General features: G+C 62.6%; 16 protein-coding genes and 2 pseudogenes. 1 reads left to right on the top strand and 17 read right to left on the bottom strand.

Annotated features, from left to right (window positions below; translation table 11 throughout):
* Positions 1-2: 2 nt before the first annotated feature.
* From EKH55_RS21070 to EKH55_RS21035, 8 genes and pseudogenes are all read right to left on the bottom strand, one after another.
* On the bottom strand, positions 3-1,442 hold the full coding sequence (locus tag EKH55_RS21070; protein WP_151612991.1) for an NADH-quinone oxidoreductase subunit N: 1,440 nt from the start codon (positions 1,440-1,442) through the stop codon (positions 3-5).
* Positions 1,439-2,914, bottom strand: a complete 1,476-nt coding sequence (locus tag EKH55_RS21065) for an NADH-quinone oxidoreductase subunit M (RefSeq protein WP_069456734.1) — start codon at positions 2,912-2,914, stop codon at positions 1,439-1,441. Before EKH55_RS21065 ends, EKH55_RS21070 begins: the two co-directional genes overlap by 4 nt.
* A gap of 8 nt (positions 2,915-2,922) precedes the next feature.
* On the bottom strand, positions 2,923-4,698 hold the full coding sequence (locus EKH55_RS21060) for a Na(+)/H(+) antiporter subunit D (RefSeq protein WP_151612990.1): 1,776 nt from the start codon (positions 4,696-4,698) through the stop codon (positions 2,923-2,925).
* Positions 4,691-4,945, bottom strand: a complete 255-nt coding sequence (locus EKH55_RS21055) for a hypothetical protein (RefSeq protein ID WP_151612989.1) — start codon at positions 4,943-4,945, stop codon at positions 4,691-4,693. The genes EKH55_RS21060 and EKH55_RS21055 overlap by 8 nt, the downstream gene beginning before the upstream one ends.
* The gene (locus EKH55_RS21050; RefSeq protein ID WP_151612988.1) at positions 4,942-6,408 is read right to left on the bottom strand and encodes a monovalent cation/H+ antiporter subunit D family protein; all 1,467 of its coding nucleotides are present in this window, start codon (positions 6,406-6,408) and stop codon (positions 4,942-4,944) included. The genes EKH55_RS21055 and EKH55_RS21050 overlap by 4 nt, the downstream gene beginning before the upstream one ends.
* A gap of 4 nt (positions 6,409-6,412) precedes the next feature.
* Complete coding sequence (nuoK, locus tag EKH55_RS21045; RefSeq protein ID WP_069456738.1) at positions 6,413-6,715, bottom strand: NADH-quinone oxidoreductase subunit NuoK; 303 nt, start codon at positions 6,713-6,715, stop codon at positions 6,413-6,415.
* Positions 6,715-7,215, bottom strand: coding sequence for an NADH-quinone oxidoreductase subunit J (locus tag EKH55_RS21040; RefSeq protein WP_069456739.1), 501 nt, complete (start codon positions 7,213-7,215; stop codon positions 6,715-6,717). Before EKH55_RS21040 ends, nuoK begins: the two co-directional genes overlap by 1 nt.
* A 179-nt stretch (positions 7,216-7,394) precedes the next feature.
* Positions 7,395-7,535 (bottom strand): annotated as a pseudogene (locus EKH55_RS21035) (short-chain dehydrogenase); the annotation flags it as partial.
* Between the two features lies 1 nt (position 7,536).
* Between EKH55_RS21035 and EKH55_RS21030 the strand changes: the two are divergent.
* A pseudogene (locus EKH55_RS21030) lies at positions 7,537-8,141 on the top strand (pyrroline-5-carboxylate reductase dimerization domain-containing protein).
* A gap of 90 nt (positions 8,142-8,231) precedes the next feature.
* Here the strand turns inward: EKH55_RS21030 and EKH55_RS21025 are convergent.
* The 9 genes from EKH55_RS21025 to EKH55_RS20985 all read right to left on the bottom strand — a co-directional run bounded on the left by EKH55_RS21025 (position 8,232) and on the right by EKH55_RS20985 (position 17,979).
* Positions 8,232-8,882 carry a LuxR C-terminal-related transcriptional regulator gene (locus EKH55_RS21025; protein ID WP_225192106.1) on the bottom strand — a complete coding sequence of 217 codons (651 nt, stop codon included), beginning with the start codon at positions 8,880-8,882 and terminating at the stop codon, positions 8,232-8,234.
* Between the two features lie 483 nt (positions 8,883-9,365).
* Positions 9,366-10,103, bottom strand: a complete 738-nt coding sequence (locus EKH55_RS21020) for a helix-turn-helix domain-containing protein (protein ID WP_069456750.1) — start codon at positions 10,101-10,103, stop codon at positions 9,366-9,368.
* A gap of 225 nt (positions 10,104-10,328) precedes the next feature.
* The gene (locus EKH55_RS21015) at positions 10,329-11,630 is read right to left on the bottom strand and encodes a glycerate kinase type-2 family protein (protein ID WP_210249926.1); all 1,302 of its coding nucleotides are present in this window, start codon (positions 11,628-11,630) and stop codon (positions 10,329-10,331) included.
* Positions 11,627-12,595 carry a 2-hydroxyacid dehydrogenase gene (locus tag EKH55_RS21010; RefSeq protein ID WP_151612986.1) on the bottom strand — a complete coding sequence of 323 codons (969 nt, stop codon included), beginning with the start codon at positions 12,593-12,595 and terminating at the stop codon, positions 11,627-11,629. Before EKH55_RS21010 ends, EKH55_RS21015 begins: the two co-directional genes overlap by 4 nt.
* 143 nt (positions 12,596-12,738) lie before the next feature.
* Positions 12,739-13,638 (bottom strand): succinate--CoA ligase subunit alpha, encoded by a 900-nt coding sequence (sucD, locus tag EKH55_RS21005; protein ID WP_069456752.1) that lies wholly within the window; start codon positions 13,636-13,638, stop codon positions 12,739-12,741.
* Positions 13,639-13,650: 12 nt separating this feature from the next.
* A complete protein-coding gene (locus EKH55_RS21000; protein ID WP_069456753.1) occupies positions 13,651-14,835 on the bottom strand; it encodes a malate--CoA ligase subunit beta in 1,185 nt (394 codons plus the stop codon).
* Positions 14,836-14,847: 12 nt separating this feature from the next.
* Positions 14,848-15,813 carry an HpcH/HpaI aldolase/citrate lyase family protein gene (locus EKH55_RS20995; protein WP_151612985.1) on the bottom strand — a complete coding sequence of 322 codons (966 nt, stop codon included), beginning with the start codon at positions 15,811-15,813 and terminating at the stop codon, positions 14,848-14,850.
* A gap of 55 nt (positions 15,814-15,868) precedes the next feature.
* Positions 15,869-17,059: an aminotransferase class V-fold PLP-dependent enzyme gene (locus EKH55_RS20990; protein WP_151612984.1), complete on the bottom strand. Its 1,191-nt coding sequence runs from the start codon at positions 17,057-17,059 to the stop codon at positions 15,869-15,871.
* A 545-nt stretch (positions 17,060-17,604) separates the two neighbouring features.
* Positions 17,605-17,979 (bottom strand): BRA0787 family protein, encoded by a 375-nt coding sequence (locus EKH55_RS20985; RefSeq protein ID WP_151612983.1) that lies wholly within the window; start codon positions 17,977-17,979, stop codon positions 17,605-17,607.
* Positions 17,980-17,987 lie beyond the last annotated feature (8 nt).

Here is a 17,987-nt window from a genome sequence, read left to right as displayed (position 1 = left end):
GCTTAGCCGCCGAACACCGACGTCTGTGCAAGCCTCAGAAACCACGCGGGAAACAGGCCGATGCCGATGGTGCCGGCGGCGGTCAGGGCGAGCGTGGCGCGCACCGAGGGCGTCAGCGCCGGATCAAAGGACCGCTCCGGCTCGCGCATGTAGATCACCATCACGACCCGGATATAGAAATAGGCGGCGACGGCGCTCAACAGCACCGCGACCACCGCCAGCGCGACGAAGCCCTGTTCGACGAGCGCGACCAGAACGTAGAACTTGGCGAAGAACCCTGCCGTCGGCGGAATGCCGGCCAGCGAGAAGAGAAAAAGCAGCATCAGGAACGCAAGCCCCGGATGCGACTTGGCGAAGCCCGCATAGTCCGGAATCGCCTCGCCGGAGAAGTCGCCGTTGCGCATCATCACCACAACGGCAAAGATGCCGAGGGTCATGAACGCGTATATCAGCAGGTAGAGCATGACGCTGGCGATCCCGGCCGGGCCGCCGGCCACCACGCCGAGGATGACGAAGCCGGCATGGGCGATGCTGGAATAGGCTAGAAGCCGCTTGAAATTGTCCTGCACGAGCGCGGCAAAACTGCCAAGCGCCATGGTCACAACACCGATCGCCGCGACGATGATCCAGACATCCGAGGCGGCCACCAGCGGATTGAGGAATACCCTGAGGATCACCGCAAAGCCTGCGGCCTTGGGCGCCACCGACATGAAGGCGGTCACCGTGGTGGGCGCGCCTTCATAGACGTCCGGCAACCACATATGGAACGGCACCGCGCCGATCTTGAAGACGAGCCCGGCGACGACGAAGACCACCGCAAGCAGAAGCGCGGGATCGCGCCGGCCGCCGGTCACCGCCGCGGCCATCCCGTCAAGTGCCGTCGTGCCGGTGAGCCCGTAGACCAGCGAAACGCCGTAAAGGAACATGCCGGTCGAGACGGCGCCGAGGATCACATATTTCAGCGCTGCCTCGTTCGATCGTCGCTCCCGCCGCAGGAAGCCGGTCAGCACATAGGTGCAGAGCACCATCAGTTCCAGGCCGACATAGATTGACAGGAGGTCGGTCGCCGAGGCCATGATCATCATGCCCGAGAGCGAAAAGAGCAGCAGCACGTAGTATTCGCTGATCCCGATCCCCTCGATGTCGGCATATTTCCGCGAAAGCAGGAATGTGAGCACGGTGGCGAGGTAAAATACGAATTTGAAGAAGACCGCGAAGCGGTCGACGATGAACATGCCCGAATAGGCCGGCCGCACCTCGCCCGCCAGCAGGAATGTTGCCAAAGCGGCAATCAGCACGACCGCTACGGAAGCCCAGACGATCAGATGTTCCTGTCCCCTGCGGATGAGCTGTCCCAAGATCAACAGGATGCACGCGCCGGTGACCACCACTATCTCGGGCAGGCTCGCCAGCACCCACTGGTAGAGCACGGCAGCGCTCATTGGCTCCTCCCCCTGCTTTGCACCTCGACCAGCAGATGCGTCACCGATGTGTCGATGATGTCGAGGAAGGGTTTCGGATAGAGCCCGACCCAAAGCACGAAGGCGGCAAGCGGCAGGATCGCCGCCATTTCGCGGGCGTTGACGTCGCGCAGCGTCGGCCCGGCGCGGACACGGACTGGACCGAGCGCGACTTTCCTGTACATGCCGAGCAGATAGGCCGCGCTCAGCGTCGCACCCAGAATGGCGACCGCGCCGAAGGCGAGATTCGCCCCGAAGGCGCCCGAAAGCACCAGCAACTCGCCGACGAAGGCGTTCGTTCCCGGCAACGCCATCGACGAGAGGGTGAACAGGGCGAGGAAGGCGGTATAGACCGGCGCCACTTTCATCAGTCCGCCATATTCCGCAATGCTGCGCGTGTGGGTCCGCTCATAGATCAGGCCGACGAACAGGAACAACGCGCCTGTCGTTATGCCGTGGTTGAACATCTGCAGGATACTGCCCTCGAGTCCGCGGGCGTTCAGCGCGAAGATCCCGAGTGTCACGAAACCCATATGGCTGATACTGGAATAGGCCACCAGCTTCTTCAGATCGTCCTGCGCCAGCGCCAGGAAGCCGCCATAGACGATCGCAAGAGCCGAGATCGCCAGCATCAGCGTCGAATAATAGAGCGTGGCTTCCGGCAGCATCGGCAGCGAGAACCGCAGGAATCCATAGGCGCCCATCTTCAAGAGCACGCCTGCGAGAATGATGCTTCCCGCCGTCGGCGCTTGCACATGCGCGTCCGGCAGCCAGGTATGGACCGGGACCATCGGCACCTTGACGGCGAAGGCGACCAGGAAAGCGAAGAACAGCCAGGACTGTACACCGAACGGCAGATCCTGCTGCATCAGCACGAGCATGTCGAAGGTCTCGCCGCCCTGGAAATAGAGCACGACGACGCCGACCAGGAAAAGAAGGCTGCCGGCCAGCGTGTAGAGGAAGAACTTGAGCGCCGCATAAACCCGGCCTTCGCCGCCCCACACCCCGATGATCAGGTACATCGGGATCAGCATCGCCTCCCAGCAGACGTAGAACAGGAACAGGTCGAGCGCTGTGAAGACCCCCAGCATCAGCGCCTGCATGGCGAGCAAGCTGATCATGAATGCCTTCACCCGGCGCTCGATCGCGACCCAGGAGGCAAGCACTGAAACCGAGCCCAACAGCGCGGTCAGGAATACGAAGAGCGCGCTTATCCCGTCGACGCCAAGGGCATAGGTGATCCCGAGCGCCGGAACCCAGGGGCGAGCCTCGGTAAACTGCATCTCATGCGTCGCGGTATCGAAGCCGGCGAGCAGGACCACCGTGAGCGCAAGGTCGACGAGGGTAACGCCGAGCGCCGTCCACCGCACCGCATCGTCGCTGCGCAGAAATATCAGCACCGCTGCGCCGGTGGCCGGTGTGAGTATGATAAGGCTGAGGAGCGGAAATCCCATCGCACCCCCTACCGCCATACCACGGCGAAGACGAGAATGGCCGCGATCAGGCCGGCGACCATTGCCAGCGCGTAATGGGTGACCAGCCCGGTTTGCAGCCGCCGGAGCACGCCTCCGCCGCTGAAGATCGAATGGGCAATGCCGTTTACCACACCGTCGACACCATAGAGATCGAGCCGCAGTCCCGCACGCGCAGACCTGTGCAGGAAGGGCAATACCGCCGTCTCGGACACGTCGCTTACCGCCTTCTCATAGCGCGCAAGCGGCCTTTCGGCGAACCACATGAAGTAGCGGGCACCCTTGCGGTAAAACCAGTCGGTGTCGATGCTGATCGTATTTTCCGGATCGAGAGCCCTCAAGAAGATGACGAAGCCGAGAGCCGTGAACATCAGAATGCCGAGGCTCTCGGTGACGTGCTGGCCCGTATAGGGCTCGAAGTCGACTGGATAGGGCAGAAGGGCGTAAAGCGGCGCCGGGAAAGCCCCGATTGCGATACAGAGCACGGCTGCCATGCCCATGGCAACCAGCATGTTGCGGGGCGGCTCCCGCGCCTCGATCCCCCGGTCGGTGCCGAAGAACATGTAATAGGGAAGCTTGAGCCCCGTGTGCAGGAAGGTTCCCGACGAGGCCATGGTCAGTGCCAGCACCACCAGCGCCCGGTGATCCTCGCCGGCGGCCGCCACCACCATGGACTTGGTGACGAAGCCGGAGAAGAACGGAAAGGCCGAGATTGCAAGAGCGCCGACCATGTAGAGCGCCACAGTCACCGGCATGGTCCTGTAGAGCCCGCCGAGCTCGGTAAGCTTGCGGCGGCCGGTGACGTAGATCACCGCGCCGGCGCCCATGAACAGCAGCGACTTATAGAGGATGTGGGCGAAGGCATGGCTGGCAGCGCCGTTCACCGCCAGCTCGGTGCCGATGCCTACGCCCGCGACCATGTAGCCGACCTGACTGACGATGTGGTAGGCGAGCAGCCGCCGGCAGTCGTTCTCCAGAACGGCGTAGATGACGCCGTAAAGCGCCATCACGGTGCCGAGCCACACCAGAAGTTCGACACCCGGAAACACGCGTGCCAGCACATAGATGGCAGTCTTGGTGGTAAAGGCGCTCAGGAACACCGCGCCCGTAACGGACGCCTCCGGATAGGCGTCGGTCAGCCAGGCATTGAGCGGCGGCACCGCGGCATTGAGCAGGAAACCGCAAAGGATCAGATAGGCGCCGGGATCCAGGTCCCCGTCGATCTCCGCCCCGGCGATCGGGCCGAACGACAGCGAGCCCGTGGCCGCCCCGTGGAGAAGGATGCCGCCGAGCAGGACAACGCCGCCGGTGACGTGTACCATCAGATAGCGGAACGGGGCGCGGATCGCGCGGTTTCCCTGTCCCGCGAAAATCAGGTAGGCGGAGGCAAAGGCCATGCCCTCCCAGAAAAGATAGAGGGTCAGGTAGTCACCGGCGAAGACCACGCCGAGCGCGCTGCCGACATAGACGAAAGCGGCCACATGCTGACCGGCGCGTGGCAGATGCAGTGCATAGACCATGCCGATCAGCGCCATGATCGTGAAGACGGTCGCGAACACGATGCTGAGCCTGTCGACCTTCGCGACCAGAATGCCCTGACCGATGAATTGCGCCTCGCCGTAGCTGCCCGGGGACATTGCGACGACGGCGAGGATCGCCAGTGCCGGGATTAGTACGAGATAGATCTTGCGGATCAGTCCGTTGAGGAAGGGGATTGGCAGAGCGCCGAGGATGAAGAGGAGGGCTGGATGGATGAAATCAGTCATAATAGTCCTCGCGCCGCATCAGGCCCCCACGATGGCCGAGGAATTTGGAAACGAAGATGAGCAGCACGCAGGAGCCGAAGCCGTAAAGAGCCGACCAGCCGGGGAGGCGGTCCCAGAGGAATTCGGCGTGCTCGCGCGGCACGAGGAAATCGGCAACGACGATCAGCACGAGGATCAGATAAAACAGCCGGCGGCGCAGCCCTGCATTTTCCTTGTCACCAAAGAAGCCGACGACACGCTTGATCATCGGGTCACTCCCTGCGCGAGCGCGAGAAAATAGCCGGGGAAGATGCCCATCAGCACCGACAGGATTGCGGTCACGACCAGCGGAATCGTGACCAGCGGTATTTCACGGACCGTCGCGGCGCCCTCCCCTGCGGCCGCTTCACCGAAAAAGGCGACATAGCTGACCGGCAGGAAATAGGCGGCGTTCAGCACCGAGCTCACCAGCAGCACTGCGAGAAACGCCATCTCCCCCGCCTCTACCGATCCCTGCGCCAGATACCACTTGCTGACGAAGCCCGCGGTCGGCGGCACGCCGATCATGGAGAGCGAAGCGACGAAAAACGCCCCCATGGTCCAGGGCAGCCTGCGGCCGATTCCGGCCATGTCGCTGATGTTGCGCTTGCCGGAGGCGCAATAGATCGAGCCGGCGCAGAAGAAGAGCGTAATCTTGGAGAAGGCATGCGCGGCGATGTGGATGATGCCGCCGGTGATCGCAACCGGCGACAACAGGACCGCGCCCAGCACGATATAGGAGAGTTGGCTGACGGTCGAATAGGCGAGCCTGGCCTTCAAGTCGTCCCGCGTCAGCGCGTAGACCGAAGCGACGACGATGGTGAAGGACACCAGATAGGCCGTCACGACGCCGAGGCCGAGCTCCCCGACGAGCCCGACGCCGAAAACGTGAAACACCACCCGGAGCACGCAGAAGACGCCCATTTTGACGACAGCCACTGCATGCAGCAGCGCGCTGACCGGTGTCGGCGCCACCATCGCGGCCGGCAGCCAGGCGTGCATGGGCATGACCGCCGCCTTGGCGAAGCCGAAGAGATAGCAGAAATAGACGACCGTCAGCAGCGCCGCAGAGGCATCGCCTGAGGTCAGCATCCCCTCGGCCATGAAATCGAGCGAGCCCGCTATGTGGTAGGTGAGCGCCAGCGCGGCGAGAAGAGCGCTTTTCGAGGCGCCCATCAGATAGACGAGATATTTGCGGCTTCCCTTCCACGCCTCTTCGTCCTCGTGGTGGTAGACGAGTGGATAGGTGACGAGGCTGAGCAGTTCGTAGAATATGACCAGCGTGAACAGGTTAGCGGCGAAAGCGCCGCCGACTGCCGCGGCGAGGCTTGTGGCGAAACAGGCGAAGAACCGCGTCTGCGCGTGCTCATGCAAGTGCCGCATGTAGCCGATCGAATAGAATGCGGCCAGGATCCACAGAAGCGAAGAGACGGTAGCGAAAACCATGCCGAGCGCATCGGCGCGGAAGGCGAAGTCGACCCCCGGCAGGATTTCGAACAGGCGCAATTCGACGCTCCCGCCCGAAAGCACCGTCGGTGCCATCGACATGACGATTACGAACATGGCGAGCGCGGCCACGGGCGAAACGAGATCGCGCAGCTTCTCCTGCTTGTGCAAAAGGAGGATGGCGAGGGCGGCCAGGCCTGCAATGGCAATGGCGATGAGCGGCCGGATCGATATGACGGGGTCCAAGCCGCTATCCTTTCATCATGGTCACGTCGTCGACCTTGAGGGTGGATTTGTTCCTCACGAGGGCGACGAGGATGCCCAGGGCGACGGCGACCTCCGCCGCGGTGATGGCAATGACGAAGATCGCGAAGATCCGCCCGCGGAGATCGCCGTGATAGTGTCCGAAGGCGATGAAATTGATGTTGACGGAGTTGAGCAGCAGTTCCAGCGACATCAACACCACGAGAATGTTCCGCCTCAGCAGTACGCCTGCCGCCCCGATGACGAACAGGACGACTCCGAGCAGGATATACCAGGAGAGCGGAACCATCAGCCCGACTCCCTGCGCGCCAGCACGATGGCGCCGACAAGGGCCGCCAGCAGGATCACGGAGGCGACCTCGAACGGCAGGAGATAATCGGCAAAAAGCGTCGTGCCGAGCTGGCGGATCTCATCGCCGCCGCTCGCTGCAACCGGCTCGGTGACCGAAAACCGGTCGCTCCAGAGCACGAGCGCCAGCATCTCGATGCCAAGCAGGCCGAGCAGCACCAGGGCCGGCAGGTTGCCGCCGGGCACGAAGCGCTGCAACACCGCCTCGCGCACGTCGATCATCATGATCACGAACAGGAACAGGACCATGATCGCGCCGACATAGACGAATATCTGGATGACCGCGAGCAGTGGCGCGCCGAGCAGGACGAAAATCGCGGAAATCTGCAGGAAACAGGCCATCAGCGCCAGGGCGCTGTGGATGGGATTGCGGGCCAGCACCACCATCAGGGCCGTGATCACGGACACCGCAGCGAACAGAAGGAAGAACCCCTGGCCCATTGACGCCGCCCCCCACATGAACGATCGCCCGGCCGGAATCGACCGGATTTGCGATAGTTCCGCACATCAGGTGCATTCAAAAATTGTGCCCTAGTATCGGTTTTTTCACAAGATTATTGTCGACGGAGGTGCCGGGCCGGCCCTCTCCCATCGCGGCAGCCGGGGCCCTCGGCGCTCCCTCAGGCTGCCGCCTGGGCGCCGGTGATCTCAACGGGCGAGTCGCACATGAACGCCGCCTCGTCGGAGGCGAGAAAGGCGACGAGGGCCGCCACCTCCGCCGGCCTTCCGATCCGGCCGAAAGGAACGAGCCTATCGAGATCGATGGTGACCGGCATCGTCGAGTCCGCTCTCGCCGTCGCAGAGATCGTCGTTTCACCGCGGAATGCGAAAACCGCGGCGCGGCTCGCGAGCCGGGCCAGACGATCGTCAGCGTCGTCGCCGCGACCGACCGAACGAGGCTCAAGAGCTGGATTCGCGAAGACGTGCAACTCACCCAGGCCATCCCCCTGCCCTTTGTCGCCGATTGTGAGGGCGTGACCGCCATCTACCCGCCCAACGCCGAAATCGCGGCCATCTTTGATGCCCTTGGCAGCGCCGTCGAATGCGAAACGAAGGACGAATACGACCTGCTTGCGGTCGCCAGTGCACTGATAGGCACCTATTTCGGCATTCGCGAGCGGGCAACCGGCTGGCTGACTGAGAAGGGCATAGCACGGGAGAAGGCACGCGCCTATTTGGCACCGCTCTTTTCCAGTCTGGCGCAGAAGGCGGCCGCAGCGGACCAAACCGCGCTCGATGCCCTCCGACGCGAGTTTTCGACGCCGGGCGGCCTGAACGAGCAGGTCTTCGAAGATTTCAACCGGGATGGTGGAAGCAGGGCGTTGACGGATGCGCTCGAGCGCGTGCTTGTACGCGTGCGGGGATAGCCGTCGAAGACCGCTGCTCTGCAGCGCCGAGCCGCGCCGAGCGCAAAGGCCGCTGTACCAGGGGCGCTTACGGAGCCGCGAGCCTATTGACTACGAACTCGCATGCGGGCCGCGATTCTTCTCTCTGGCGTAGAGAGCAACAGCCATGGCACGGTTGCGGACGTCGAGCTTGTCATACAGATTCTTGAGGTGGTACTTGACGGTGTTCTCGGAAATCCCGGTACGTGCAGCGATCTGGAGATTTGTCCAGCCGTCGGCAAGCACTGACAGCAACTCGCGTTCGCGCGTCGTCAAGCGTGAAAGCGGGGTATCATTTATCTTAGACACGTCAATGTAGGGAATGCAGATTCGGCCGTGCGCGACCGCCACCAGCGTATCGAACAGAATCGACGGATCGTCGAACTGATAGCAATAACCCTGCACCCCAAGGCGCACACACCGCTTGAGGATGCCTATATCATGGTCGTTAGAAAAGATGACGATGCGCGCATGGAGGCCACGCCGTTGCATCTCGGCAAGCACTTCGCCGCTGTCCATGTCGGAAAGCCTCCAGCCGAGCACCGCGAGATCGAAACCCGGCTCTGAAGCGGCAGCCGCCCGGAGAAACGTCTCCCCGGTCTGGATGCTGCCGACCAGATCGAAGCGGGAGTCGTTCCTGATCATGTCACCGAGCGCGGCAATCACCAACGGATTGCGTTCGGCTACCAGGACTCTAAACTTGTTCTCCAGGGCAGTCGGCAATCTATCGACTCCGTTTCCCTGACGCTGACTTGTCCGTTCCGCGTTCATGTGCCTCCCGATTGCGGCGCGTGCCACCTCTTTCCCCACTCTCCCGATTTACGCGTTCCGGCGGGCCTCCGTTCCCGCTGTCAAGTCTGGCGCGCTCGACATGGCTATTCATATCAAGAATTAATTTTTCATTCCAGTATAATCTCGATGTGAACCTGGGCGACGACGGCCGAAATTTATCGCCGCCATCGGCATCAAGTCTGCCCGACGGCGCTATTTCCCAGCCAAACACCGACTTTCGATGCGCATTTTCAGTTCAAAGAAGGGAGCCCGGTGCGACGAAGACTGCGGACAGCCGGTGCGTGGCATCCATGCGCGTGGCCTGATCTTCGTCCAAAAGGACACGCGAGTGTGGTCGAACGCTGGGCAAGCGTGCCGGAAAATCGAGTACAGATCGAACCAGCTAAGAGAAGAACGACGCCCTGCCGTGTGCCTTCAGTCCTGCCCGCGGCCGCGCGGATAGGAAATGATGGACAGATACCTGATCGGCAGCGCGCTCAGTTCTTCCGGCCCGTGCGGAGCGTCGGCGTCAAAGAACAGACTGTCACCTGGGGTCATGCGGTAAAGATTGTTGCCATGCCGGTAAACCACCTCACCCTCCAGCATATAGAGGAACTCCAATCCATCGTGCTGAAACATCGGAAATACGTCCGAATCCTCGGTCAGCGTGATGAGATAAGGCTCGACAACAACGCCGGCCGTGTTCGAGCCGATATGGCCGAGGAGATTATACTGGTGGCCGGCGCGGGTGCCGCGTCGCTCGACGTCGACGCCCTCCCCCGCTTTGACGAATACGGCGCTATGCTCCTCTTCGAAGCGGCGGAAGAAGGCGGTGATCGGTACGCCGAGCGCCCGAGAAAGCGTCTGCAGAGTTGTTAGCGACGGCGACGTGTTGCCATTTTCGATCTTCGACAGCATGCCGACCGAAATGTCGGTCGCGGAAGCAACATCAGCTACGGTGATACCGAGCTTTTTGCGGAAGGCGCGCACTTCATGGCCGATCGCAACCTCCAGCACCTTTTCACGGGTGTCACGGATGGCATGCGGGTCCTGGGTCAGCGGCGTGACACGCGCCAGTCCTGCCGCCGCCTTGCCTGCGCCGCCGGCAACCGTAGCTGCCCTGGCATTCTTCTTCGAGTTACCGTGCACTTTTTCCGCGTTTTCCCTAGCCATGCCAATCTCGCTTCGATTTTTTACTGATAGTAAACATTATTGCGTTTTCCACAACGGGTTACGCGGCTGGTCTGCGAGTTATTCCTCTCTCAGCAGATGATCGACACCCACTGCAGTCTTGCCTGCCCTGCAATTGCAAGTTTTAAGGAATCCAGTTTCGCGTGTCGGTGGGCGTCCGCTGACACGATCGGATGAAACGCGTTCGTGTGTCCGGCAGGACGCGTCTTATCGCATCAGCAGGATTTGCAGGTCTGCGACATTGGTGCCGGTGGCACCGGTGATCAAGAGATCTCCGGACGAATCCAGCGCGCGATAAGAATCGTTGTTTTCAAGAAGTGCGCGTGGATTGCAACCGATGTTGCGCATCCGGCTCGTCGAACTTGGATCAACGATGCCGCCCGCAGCGTCAGTGGGGCCGTCACGGCCGTCGGTGCCACCGCTCAGGAAAACCCATGGGCGTTTGATCGCTGTCAACTCATTACGCAGCGCAAAGCGCAGCACAAGCTCCTGGTTGCGTCCGCCAATCCCGGTACCGGTTACGCGCACAGTTGGCTCGCCACCGGCGACGATGGCGATGGGGCCGCCGCACTGGTTCGAGGCATCGATGGCTCTGCGGTGCATCGTTTCGGCGACTTCCGAAACATCCCCGCTCAGCCAATCGCCTGCCTTGACGACGATCGGATAGCTCGCGCGGGCACTCTTGACCACCCGCTCTAGGCTGATGCTGTTGGAGCCTATGATCACGTTTTCGACGTGATCGAACTCTTTGGCTTGGTCGCGGACGAGATGATCGACTTGCGAACGAATGGTGGCCGGCAGGCTGTCGCGCAACCCGTAGCGGTCGAGAATGGTAAGAATCTCCGTGGCCATCGCCGAGGGCTGCGCCGTCGGGCCGCTGGCGATGGTACCGACATCATCGCCCGGCACGTCGGAAAGTATGAGCGACAGTATCCTTGCCCCGGTAGCGAGCTGGGCCAGCCGCCCCCCCTTGAGGCGCGAGAACCGCCGGCGCACCGCGTTGATTTCGTTGATCTCCGCACCGCAGCGGATCAGTGCATCGTTGAGCGCGATTTTGTCGGCGAGGGAAAGGCCGGGCGCCGGCGCGCAGATCAGGGCCGACCCGCCGCCGCTGACAAGAACCAGCAGCAAGTCTCCGGGTTCGGCCGCACGCGCTGCCCTTTCGATGGCATACGCACCCGCGATGCTGCCCTCATTGGGCAAGGGATGGCCTCCGGCAATGACGTGCACGCCTTCGATATCTTCGAGGTTTTCCTGGTTGGTGACGGCGTGTGCACAATGCAGCTTGTCTCGGACGAAGGGCAGAGCTGCGCGCGTCATCAGGCAGGCCGCTTTTCCGAAGGCGATCAGGATGACGCGTCGAGCTGCTGCGATTGCGTCAAGCCTACCTGCGAGCGCCGAGGTCACCGCGCGCTCGGGGTCCGATGCCGCAACACCTTCACGGAACAGCGCGATCGCCTGTTGGCGGAGCACGGGCACGACCGGAGCCGCATGGTCGGCGATCATCATGCCACCTTGTCGGGAACGGGGCGCCTTTCGAAAAAGGCGGTGAGGTTCTCGACAGCTCTCATGCCCATATCCGCCCGAGTTTCCTCTGTCGCGCTGCCGAGATGCGGCAGGAGCACCACGTTTTCCATGCACATCAAGGCTGGCGGCACGTCCGGTTCGCCGTCGTAGACATCAAGCCCCGCGCCGGCGATTTTGCCGGCTTCGAGCGCTTCGATCAGCGCATCATGGTCGACCACGTCACCTCGGGCGGTATTGATGAGATAAGCGCCTCGCTTCATCGCTCCGAGCCGTGCAGCATTGATGAAGTGCCGGTTTTCGGCGCCACCAGGGCAGTGCAACGACACGAAATCGGCACGCGCGAGCACATCTTCGATCTTCGGCAGCTGGCGCGCGCCCATGGCGCGGATTTCCTCGTCGTCGAGCTTGGAGCGGTTGTAGAAGATGACGTCCATGTCGAAGCCGAAATGTGCACGCTTGGCAGTCGCCTTGCCGATGCGGCCCATGCCGATGATTCCGATGGTCTTGCCGGTCACCTTGGTGCCGATCATGTGCGTGGGGCACCAGCCCGGCCACAGGCCGGCACGCAGTTGGCGTTCGCCCTCGCCTGCCCTACGGGAAACCGAGAGCAAAAGGCTCATGGCGACGTCGGCGGTGCAGTCGGTCAGCACACCCGGCGTGTTGGTGACCGTAATGCCGCGCTCGCGCGCAGCATCGAGATCGATATGGCTGAAGCCGACGCCGAAATTGGCTAGCAGCTTGGTCCGGACTTCAGCGTCCGGAAAGACGGCAGCCGGCAGCTTGTCGCTGACGGTCGGTAGGATCGCGTCGAATTCCAGGAACGCCGCCTTCAGTTGCGCCAAGCTCATTGGTGCGTCGCTTTGATTGAAGGTCGTGTCAAACCGCTCGGCAAGCACGTGTTCAATAGCCGCGGGCCATCGCCGAGTGACCATAATGCGTGGTTTCATCGCATGTCCCCAGTATGAACTGTGTGTGCGGATAACCGCGCGGCCCCACGACTTTGCGCATCGGCCTTCGCGAAAATTGGGACAGAACCTTGCGTTCGAGGCAAGGAGGGGAACCGGCGGTGCCGGCTCCCCTGAAGGCCGGGTCAGGCGGCCCTCACGCCCTGCTCGAGCACGCCTGCAACGGTCGGGCCGAAGGCAGCGGGCGTCGGCACGATCGTCACGCCTGCATCGCGCAGGATCTCGACCTTTTCCTGGGCGGATTCGCCGAAGGCGGAGATGATGGCGCCGGCATGCCCCATGCGCTTGCCCTTTGGCGCCGAAAGGCCGGCGATATAGGCGATCAACGGCTTGCGCATGTGGTGCTTAGCCCATTCCGCAGCTTCCGCTTCCTGTGGGCCGCCGATCTCGCCGATCATGACCACGGCGTCCGTGTCGGGGTCTTCCTCGAACAGCTTGAGGATGTCCTTGAAGGACGAGCCGTTGATCGGGTCGCCGCCGATGCCGACGCTGGTCGAAACGCCGATGCCTAGCGCCTTCATCTGAGAGGCTGCTTCGTAGCCAAGGGTTCCCGAGCGCCCCACGATGCCGACGCGGCCGGGCAGGTAGATATGGCCCGGCATGATACCCATCAGGGCCTGGCCGGGGGTGATGACGCCGGCGCAGTTCGGACCGATCAGGCGCATGCGGTCTTCGTAGCGGAAGCGGCGCATATAGCGCTTGACCCGCATCATGTCTTGCGAAGGTATGCCGTCGGTGATGCAGACGCAGAGCTTCACGCCCGCCTCGGCCGCCTCCATGATCGAGTCGGCGGCGAAGGGCGGCGGCACGAACACGACCGAGGCTTCCGCACCGGTCTCGCGCACGGCGCCTTTGACCGTGTTGAACACCGGAATGCCATGGTGCACCTGTCCGCCTTTGCCGGGGGTGACGCCGCCGACGACGTTTGTGCCGTAGCGTTTCATGTCCTCGGCATGGAAGGAGCCGATCTTGCCGGTCAGGCCCTGGACGATGACGCGCGTCCTGCGATTCAAGAGAACTGCCATTTCGACCTCCTGTCAGTGCTTTTTACGCTTGCCAAAGGCGCGCATCGCCTCAACCGATTTCTCGGCCGCTTCGGCCAGTGTGTCGGCCACAATCACCTTCTCTCCGGACTCGGCAAGGATACGGCGGCCTTCCTCGACGTTGGTTCCGGCCAGGCGCACGACCAGCGGCACATGCACGCCGACTTCGCGGATTGCCTTGATGACCCCCTCGGCCACCCAGTCGCAGCGGTTGATGCCGGCGAAGATGTTGACTAGGATCGTCTCGATATTCTTGTCGGCGAGCACGGCGCGAAAGGCCTTCGCTACGCGGTCGGGTGAGGCGCCACCGCCGATGTCGAGAAAGTTGGCGGGCTCGCCGCCAGCAATCTTGATCATGTCCATGGTTGCCATTGCCAGGCCGGCGCCGTTGATGATGCAGCCGATGTTGCCGTCGAGGCCGACATAGGAGAGACCGCGGTCGCTGGCGAAGGTCTCGCGCGGGTCTTCCTGCGATTTGTCACGCAGCTCCGATATCTCCGGCCGCCGGTACAGGGCGTTCTCGTCGAAGGACATTTTAGCGTCCAGGGCGATCAGATTGCCGTCGCGGGTGACGACCAGCGGGTTGATCTCCAGCATCGAGGCGTCAAAGTCGCGGAACACGCGGTAGCAGCCGAGCAGGGTGTCCACTGCCTTGCCGATCAAGCTGTTCTCCAGTCCGAGGCCGAAGGCGATCTCGCGCGCCTGGAAGTCCTGCATGCCAACACCCGGGTCGACGACCGCACGAATGATCGAGTCAGGTTGCTTCTCGGCGATCTCTTCGATCTCCATTCCGCCCGACGCGGAGGCCACGATCATGACGCGCTCCGATTTGCGGTCGAGCACAATGCCGAGATAAAGCTCTTGGCGGATGTCGACCGTTTCCTCGACGTAAAGGCGCGAAACCAGCTTGCCCTTCGGGCCTGTCTGGTGGGTTACCAGCTTGCGGCCGAGCATGTATTCGGCGGCGTCGGACACTTCGCTGTCGGACTTGCAGATGCGGACGCCGCCGGCTTTGCCGCGGGCACCGGAATGGATCTGCGCCTTGACCACCCACTTGTCACCGCCGATCTCACTGGCGCGGTAGGTCGCCTGCTCCGGGCTGTAGGCAAGGCCACCACGCGGGATATGCACCGAGTAGCGTGAGAGCAGTTCCTTCGCCTGGTATTCATGAATATCCATGTGGGTTCCTCCTCAGTTTGCCGGACTCGTGCGCGACCGCGCCGACCGTTCGATTGTCTCGTGCATGACGAGCACGTTCCTGGCCATGCGTTCGGATGCGGCATCGATCATCTTGCCGTCGAGGGCAGCGGCACCCTTGCCCTTTTCCTCGGCCTCCTTCAGCACTTCGATGATGCGGCGCGCGCGGGTGACTTCCTTCTCCGGCGGTGAGAACACGGCATTGGCGAGTTCGATCTGCGAAGGATGGATCGCCCACTTGCCCTCGATGCCGAGCGCGGCCGCGCGCTTGGCGGCGGCAATGTAGCCGTCCGGATCGGAAAAGTCGCCGAACGGTCCGTCGATGGCGCGCAGACCATAGGCTCGGCAGGCGACCGTCATACGCGAGAGTGCCGCGTGCCACTGGTCTCCCGGATAGTCGGGATTGAGGCCGCCGATGTTGACAGTGCGCGCCTTCAAGCTCGCCGCATAGTCGGCGACGCCGAAATGGAGCGCCTCGAGCCGGCCGCCATAGGCGGCAATGGCTTCAACATTGGCCATCCCAAGGGCGGTTTCGATCAGGGCCTCGAGGCCGACACGGGTCTCAAAGCCTTTGGCGGTCTCGATCTGGTTGACCATGGCCTCGACCATGTAGAGGTCGGCCGGAACGCCTACCTTGGGCACCAGGATGGTGTCGAGCCGGTCGCCGGCCTGCTCCATCACGTCGACCACGTCGCGGTACATATAGTGGGTATCGAGGCCGTTGATACGCACCGAAATGGTTTTGCCGCGGGCGCGCCAGTCGATCTCGTTGAGCGCCTCGATGATGTTCTTGCGCGCCCGCTCCTTGTCAGGCGGCGCGACCGCGTCCTCGATATCGAGGAAGATGTAGTCGGCAGCGCCGTCGGCGGCCTTGCGGATCATCTCCGGGTTTGAGCCCGGCACCGCGAGCTCGCTGCGCTGAAGGCGCAACTTGCGCAGGTGGTGAATTGTGTGGCTCATGTTGTCTCCTCCTTTTGGAGTGCCGCGCATCGAAGGGACGTGCGGCGCTGGCGTCTCAGGCTACTTTGGCGATCGCCGGCTGCGCCGACAGCCGGTAGTGTTCGAGCGCAGCGCCCACGCCGGAACCGGGCCGCACCTTCACGCCGCAATCGCGCAACGCCATTTCGGCCGCTGAGATCGCGCCGCACATCATCACTTCGTTGACCCAGCCGAGATGGCCGATGCGAAACACCTTGCCCGCGACCTTACTGAGGCCGACCCCGAGTGAGGTCTGGTAGCCGTAATAGGCCCGGCGGACGACATCGGCGCTGTCGACACCCTCCGGCACCAGCACCGCGCTGACCGTGTCGGAGTGCCACTTGGCTTCCTTGGCGCAGAGCTTCAGACCCCAGGCTTCGACCGCCCTGCGGACACCCGTCGCCAGTCGGTTGTGGCGCTCGAAGATGTTATCAAGGCCTTCTTGCTGGATAAGGTCCAGGGCCGCGCGCAGGCCGCGCAGCAGCTGTACCGCCGGTGTGTAGGGGAAGTAGCCGGTGTCGTTGGCGCGGATCTGATCCTCGAAGGAGAAATAGCAGCGGTTGTGCTTGGCGGTCCGGGCGGTGGCGAGCGCCTTTTGGCTGACCGACAGAAAGCCAAGCCCCGGCGGCAGCATGAAACCCTTCTGCGAGCCGGAGACGGCGCAGTCTACGCCCCACTCCTCCTGACGGAAGTCGATCGAGCCGATTGAGGAGACGCCATCGACGAAGAGCAGGGCCGGGTGCCTGGCAGCGTTGAGGGCGGCGCGCACGGCGCCGACATCGCTGGTTACGCCGGTTGCGGTTTCGTTGTGGGTGACAAATACCGCCTTGATACGATGCTCCTTGTCCTGAGCAAGCCGCTCGGCATAGACCTCTACCGGGCAGCCCGCGCCCCACTCGACATCGACTACATCGACGTCGAGGCCGAAGCGCTCGCACATGTCGACCCACAGATGCGAGAACTGGCCGAAGCGCGACATCAGCACGCGGTCGCCTGGACTAAGGGTGTTGGCGATCGCCGATTCCCATGCGCCGGTGCCCGAGGACGGGAAGATGAAGACGCGGCCGGTCTCGTTCCGGAACACCTTCATCAAGTCGGTGAACAGGGCGCGCGTGAAAGTCGGGTAGTCCGGAGCGCGCATGTCCTCCATCGGCATATTCATCGCCTGCCGGACGATCTCCGGAATATTGGTCGGTCCTGGAACGAAAAGCTGGGTGAAGCCGGCCATGTAAAGTCCTCTTGAAGATTGCTCAGGGCGCCGTGCCCTTTCTGAGGCTGTCGGGAGGATGATCGGTTCACGGTCGCCGACCCACAACACCTGTTGGGATAGAAACGTGGACCCTTGGGCGTTGGGCTGAGCCCACCCTTTCAGTGGTGCTGGCGTCCTATCGGATAGGATGAAACCCACCCGCGGACGTATTCCCGAGGCGCTAGGTCCAGCATTTTGTGCGTAGCAAATGTCTCTGACATCCGCGTCGAGGTGCCCAGGGCAACCTTGCGCGCGACGGCAACGACGGAGAACGCGCGGCTGCACAATCCAAAACTAGAAATGGGATGTCACTACATGAGGGGCGGCCGTGCGCTCGGGGAGGCGCCTTGGCCAGGGGCCCATGCCGACGGCCGAATACAAGCCTTCAGAGCAAAAGCCCGATCCTGCGGGACGGGCTTTTCATTTGCGGTCCGGGGACGATCTTGGAAGGATCGATGCCGTACCGGCAAATGCATGCACTCAGCGGCGGCGATCCTGTCTGCGGGGTCGAAACGACTTATGTATTATGCCTCGAGGGCGGCCTTGCGCAGCGGCACCGCTGATGACGACGGGCGCAGTAGTGACAGCGTCAGGCGCTCGACGCAGAGCGGCATGACCAGCTTGGCGCCGTCGGCATAGAGGGAGCCGGCTAAAGCAAGAAGAGATCCCTTGTCGGTAATGCTTTCGAGCACGTCGCGCGTCCTGAGCGGCAGCAGGTCGGTGCAGGCGCTCATATGGGCGAAGATATGACTAATAGGGACGGTGCACCCTTCCACGGCGACGAGAGGTTCCTCGTTTCCGTCCTCCCACGCCTCCAGCGCTTCGAGCGCGTCATGGAAGGCGTTCTGGAGGGTGATGGACGCATGGTCCTGGTAAAGTTCCGGGAGCACTTTCTGCACGTGCATGT

It is taken from the genome of Sinorhizobium alkalisoli (genome assembly GCF_008932245.1).
In the GTDB taxonomy this organism is placed as follows: domain Bacteria; phylum Pseudomonadota; class Alphaproteobacteria; order Rhizobiales; family Rhizobiaceae; genus Sinorhizobium; species Sinorhizobium alkalisoli.
The sequence above is the reverse complement of the archived record's forward strand: the minus strand, read 5'-3'. Positions and strand labels throughout refer to the sequence as shown.

Coding starts and splice junctions, on each gene's coding strand:
- EKH55_RS21070 (WP_151612991.1), bottom strand. CDS start 1,442: ATGAGCGCTGCCGTGCTCTACCAGTGGGTGCTGGCGAGCCTGCCCGAG.
- EKH55_RS21065 (WP_069456734.1), bottom strand. CDS start 2,914: ATGGGATTTCCGCTCCTCAGCCTTATCATACTCACACCGGCCACCGGC.
- EKH55_RS21060 (WP_151612990.1), bottom strand. CDS start 4,698: ATGACTGATTTCATCCATCCAGCCCTCCTCTTCATCCTCGGCGCTCTG.
- EKH55_RS21055 (WP_151612989.1), bottom strand. CDS start 4,945: ATGATCAAGCGTGTCGTCGGCTTCTTTGGTGACAAGGAAAATGCAGGG.
- nuoK (WP_069456738.1), bottom strand. CDS start 6,715: ATGGTTCCGCTCTCCTGGTATATCCTGCTCGGAGTCGTCCTGTTCGTC.
- EKH55_RS21040 (WP_069456739.1), bottom strand. CDS start 7,215: ATGGGCCAGGGGTTCTTCCTTCTGTTCGCTGCGGTGTCCGTGATCACG.
- EKH55_RS21020 (WP_069456750.1), bottom strand. CDS start 10,103: ATGGCTAGGGAAAACGCGGAAAAAGTGCACGGTAACTCGAAGAAGAAT.
- EKH55_RS21015 (WP_210249926.1), bottom strand. CDS start 11,630: ATGATGATCGCCGACCATGCGGCTCCGGTCGTGCCCGTGCTCCGCCAA.
- EKH55_RS21010 (WP_151612986.1), bottom strand. CDS start 12,595: ATGAAACCACGCATTATGGTCACTCGGCGATGGCCCGCGGCTATTGAA.
- sucD (WP_069456752.1), bottom strand. CDS start 13,638: ATGGCAGTTCTCTTGAATCGCAGGACGCGCGTCATCGTCCAGGGCCTG.
- EKH55_RS21000 (WP_069456753.1), bottom strand. CDS start 14,835: ATGGATATTCATGAATACCAGGCGAAGGAACTGCTCTCACGCTACTCG.
- EKH55_RS20995 (WP_151612985.1), bottom strand. CDS start 15,813: ATGAGCCACACAATTCACCACCTGCGCAAGTTGCGCCTTCAGCGCAGC.
- EKH55_RS20990 (WP_151612984.1), bottom strand. CDS start 17,059: ATGGCCGGCTTCACCCAGCTTTTCGTTCCAGGACCGACCAATATTCCG.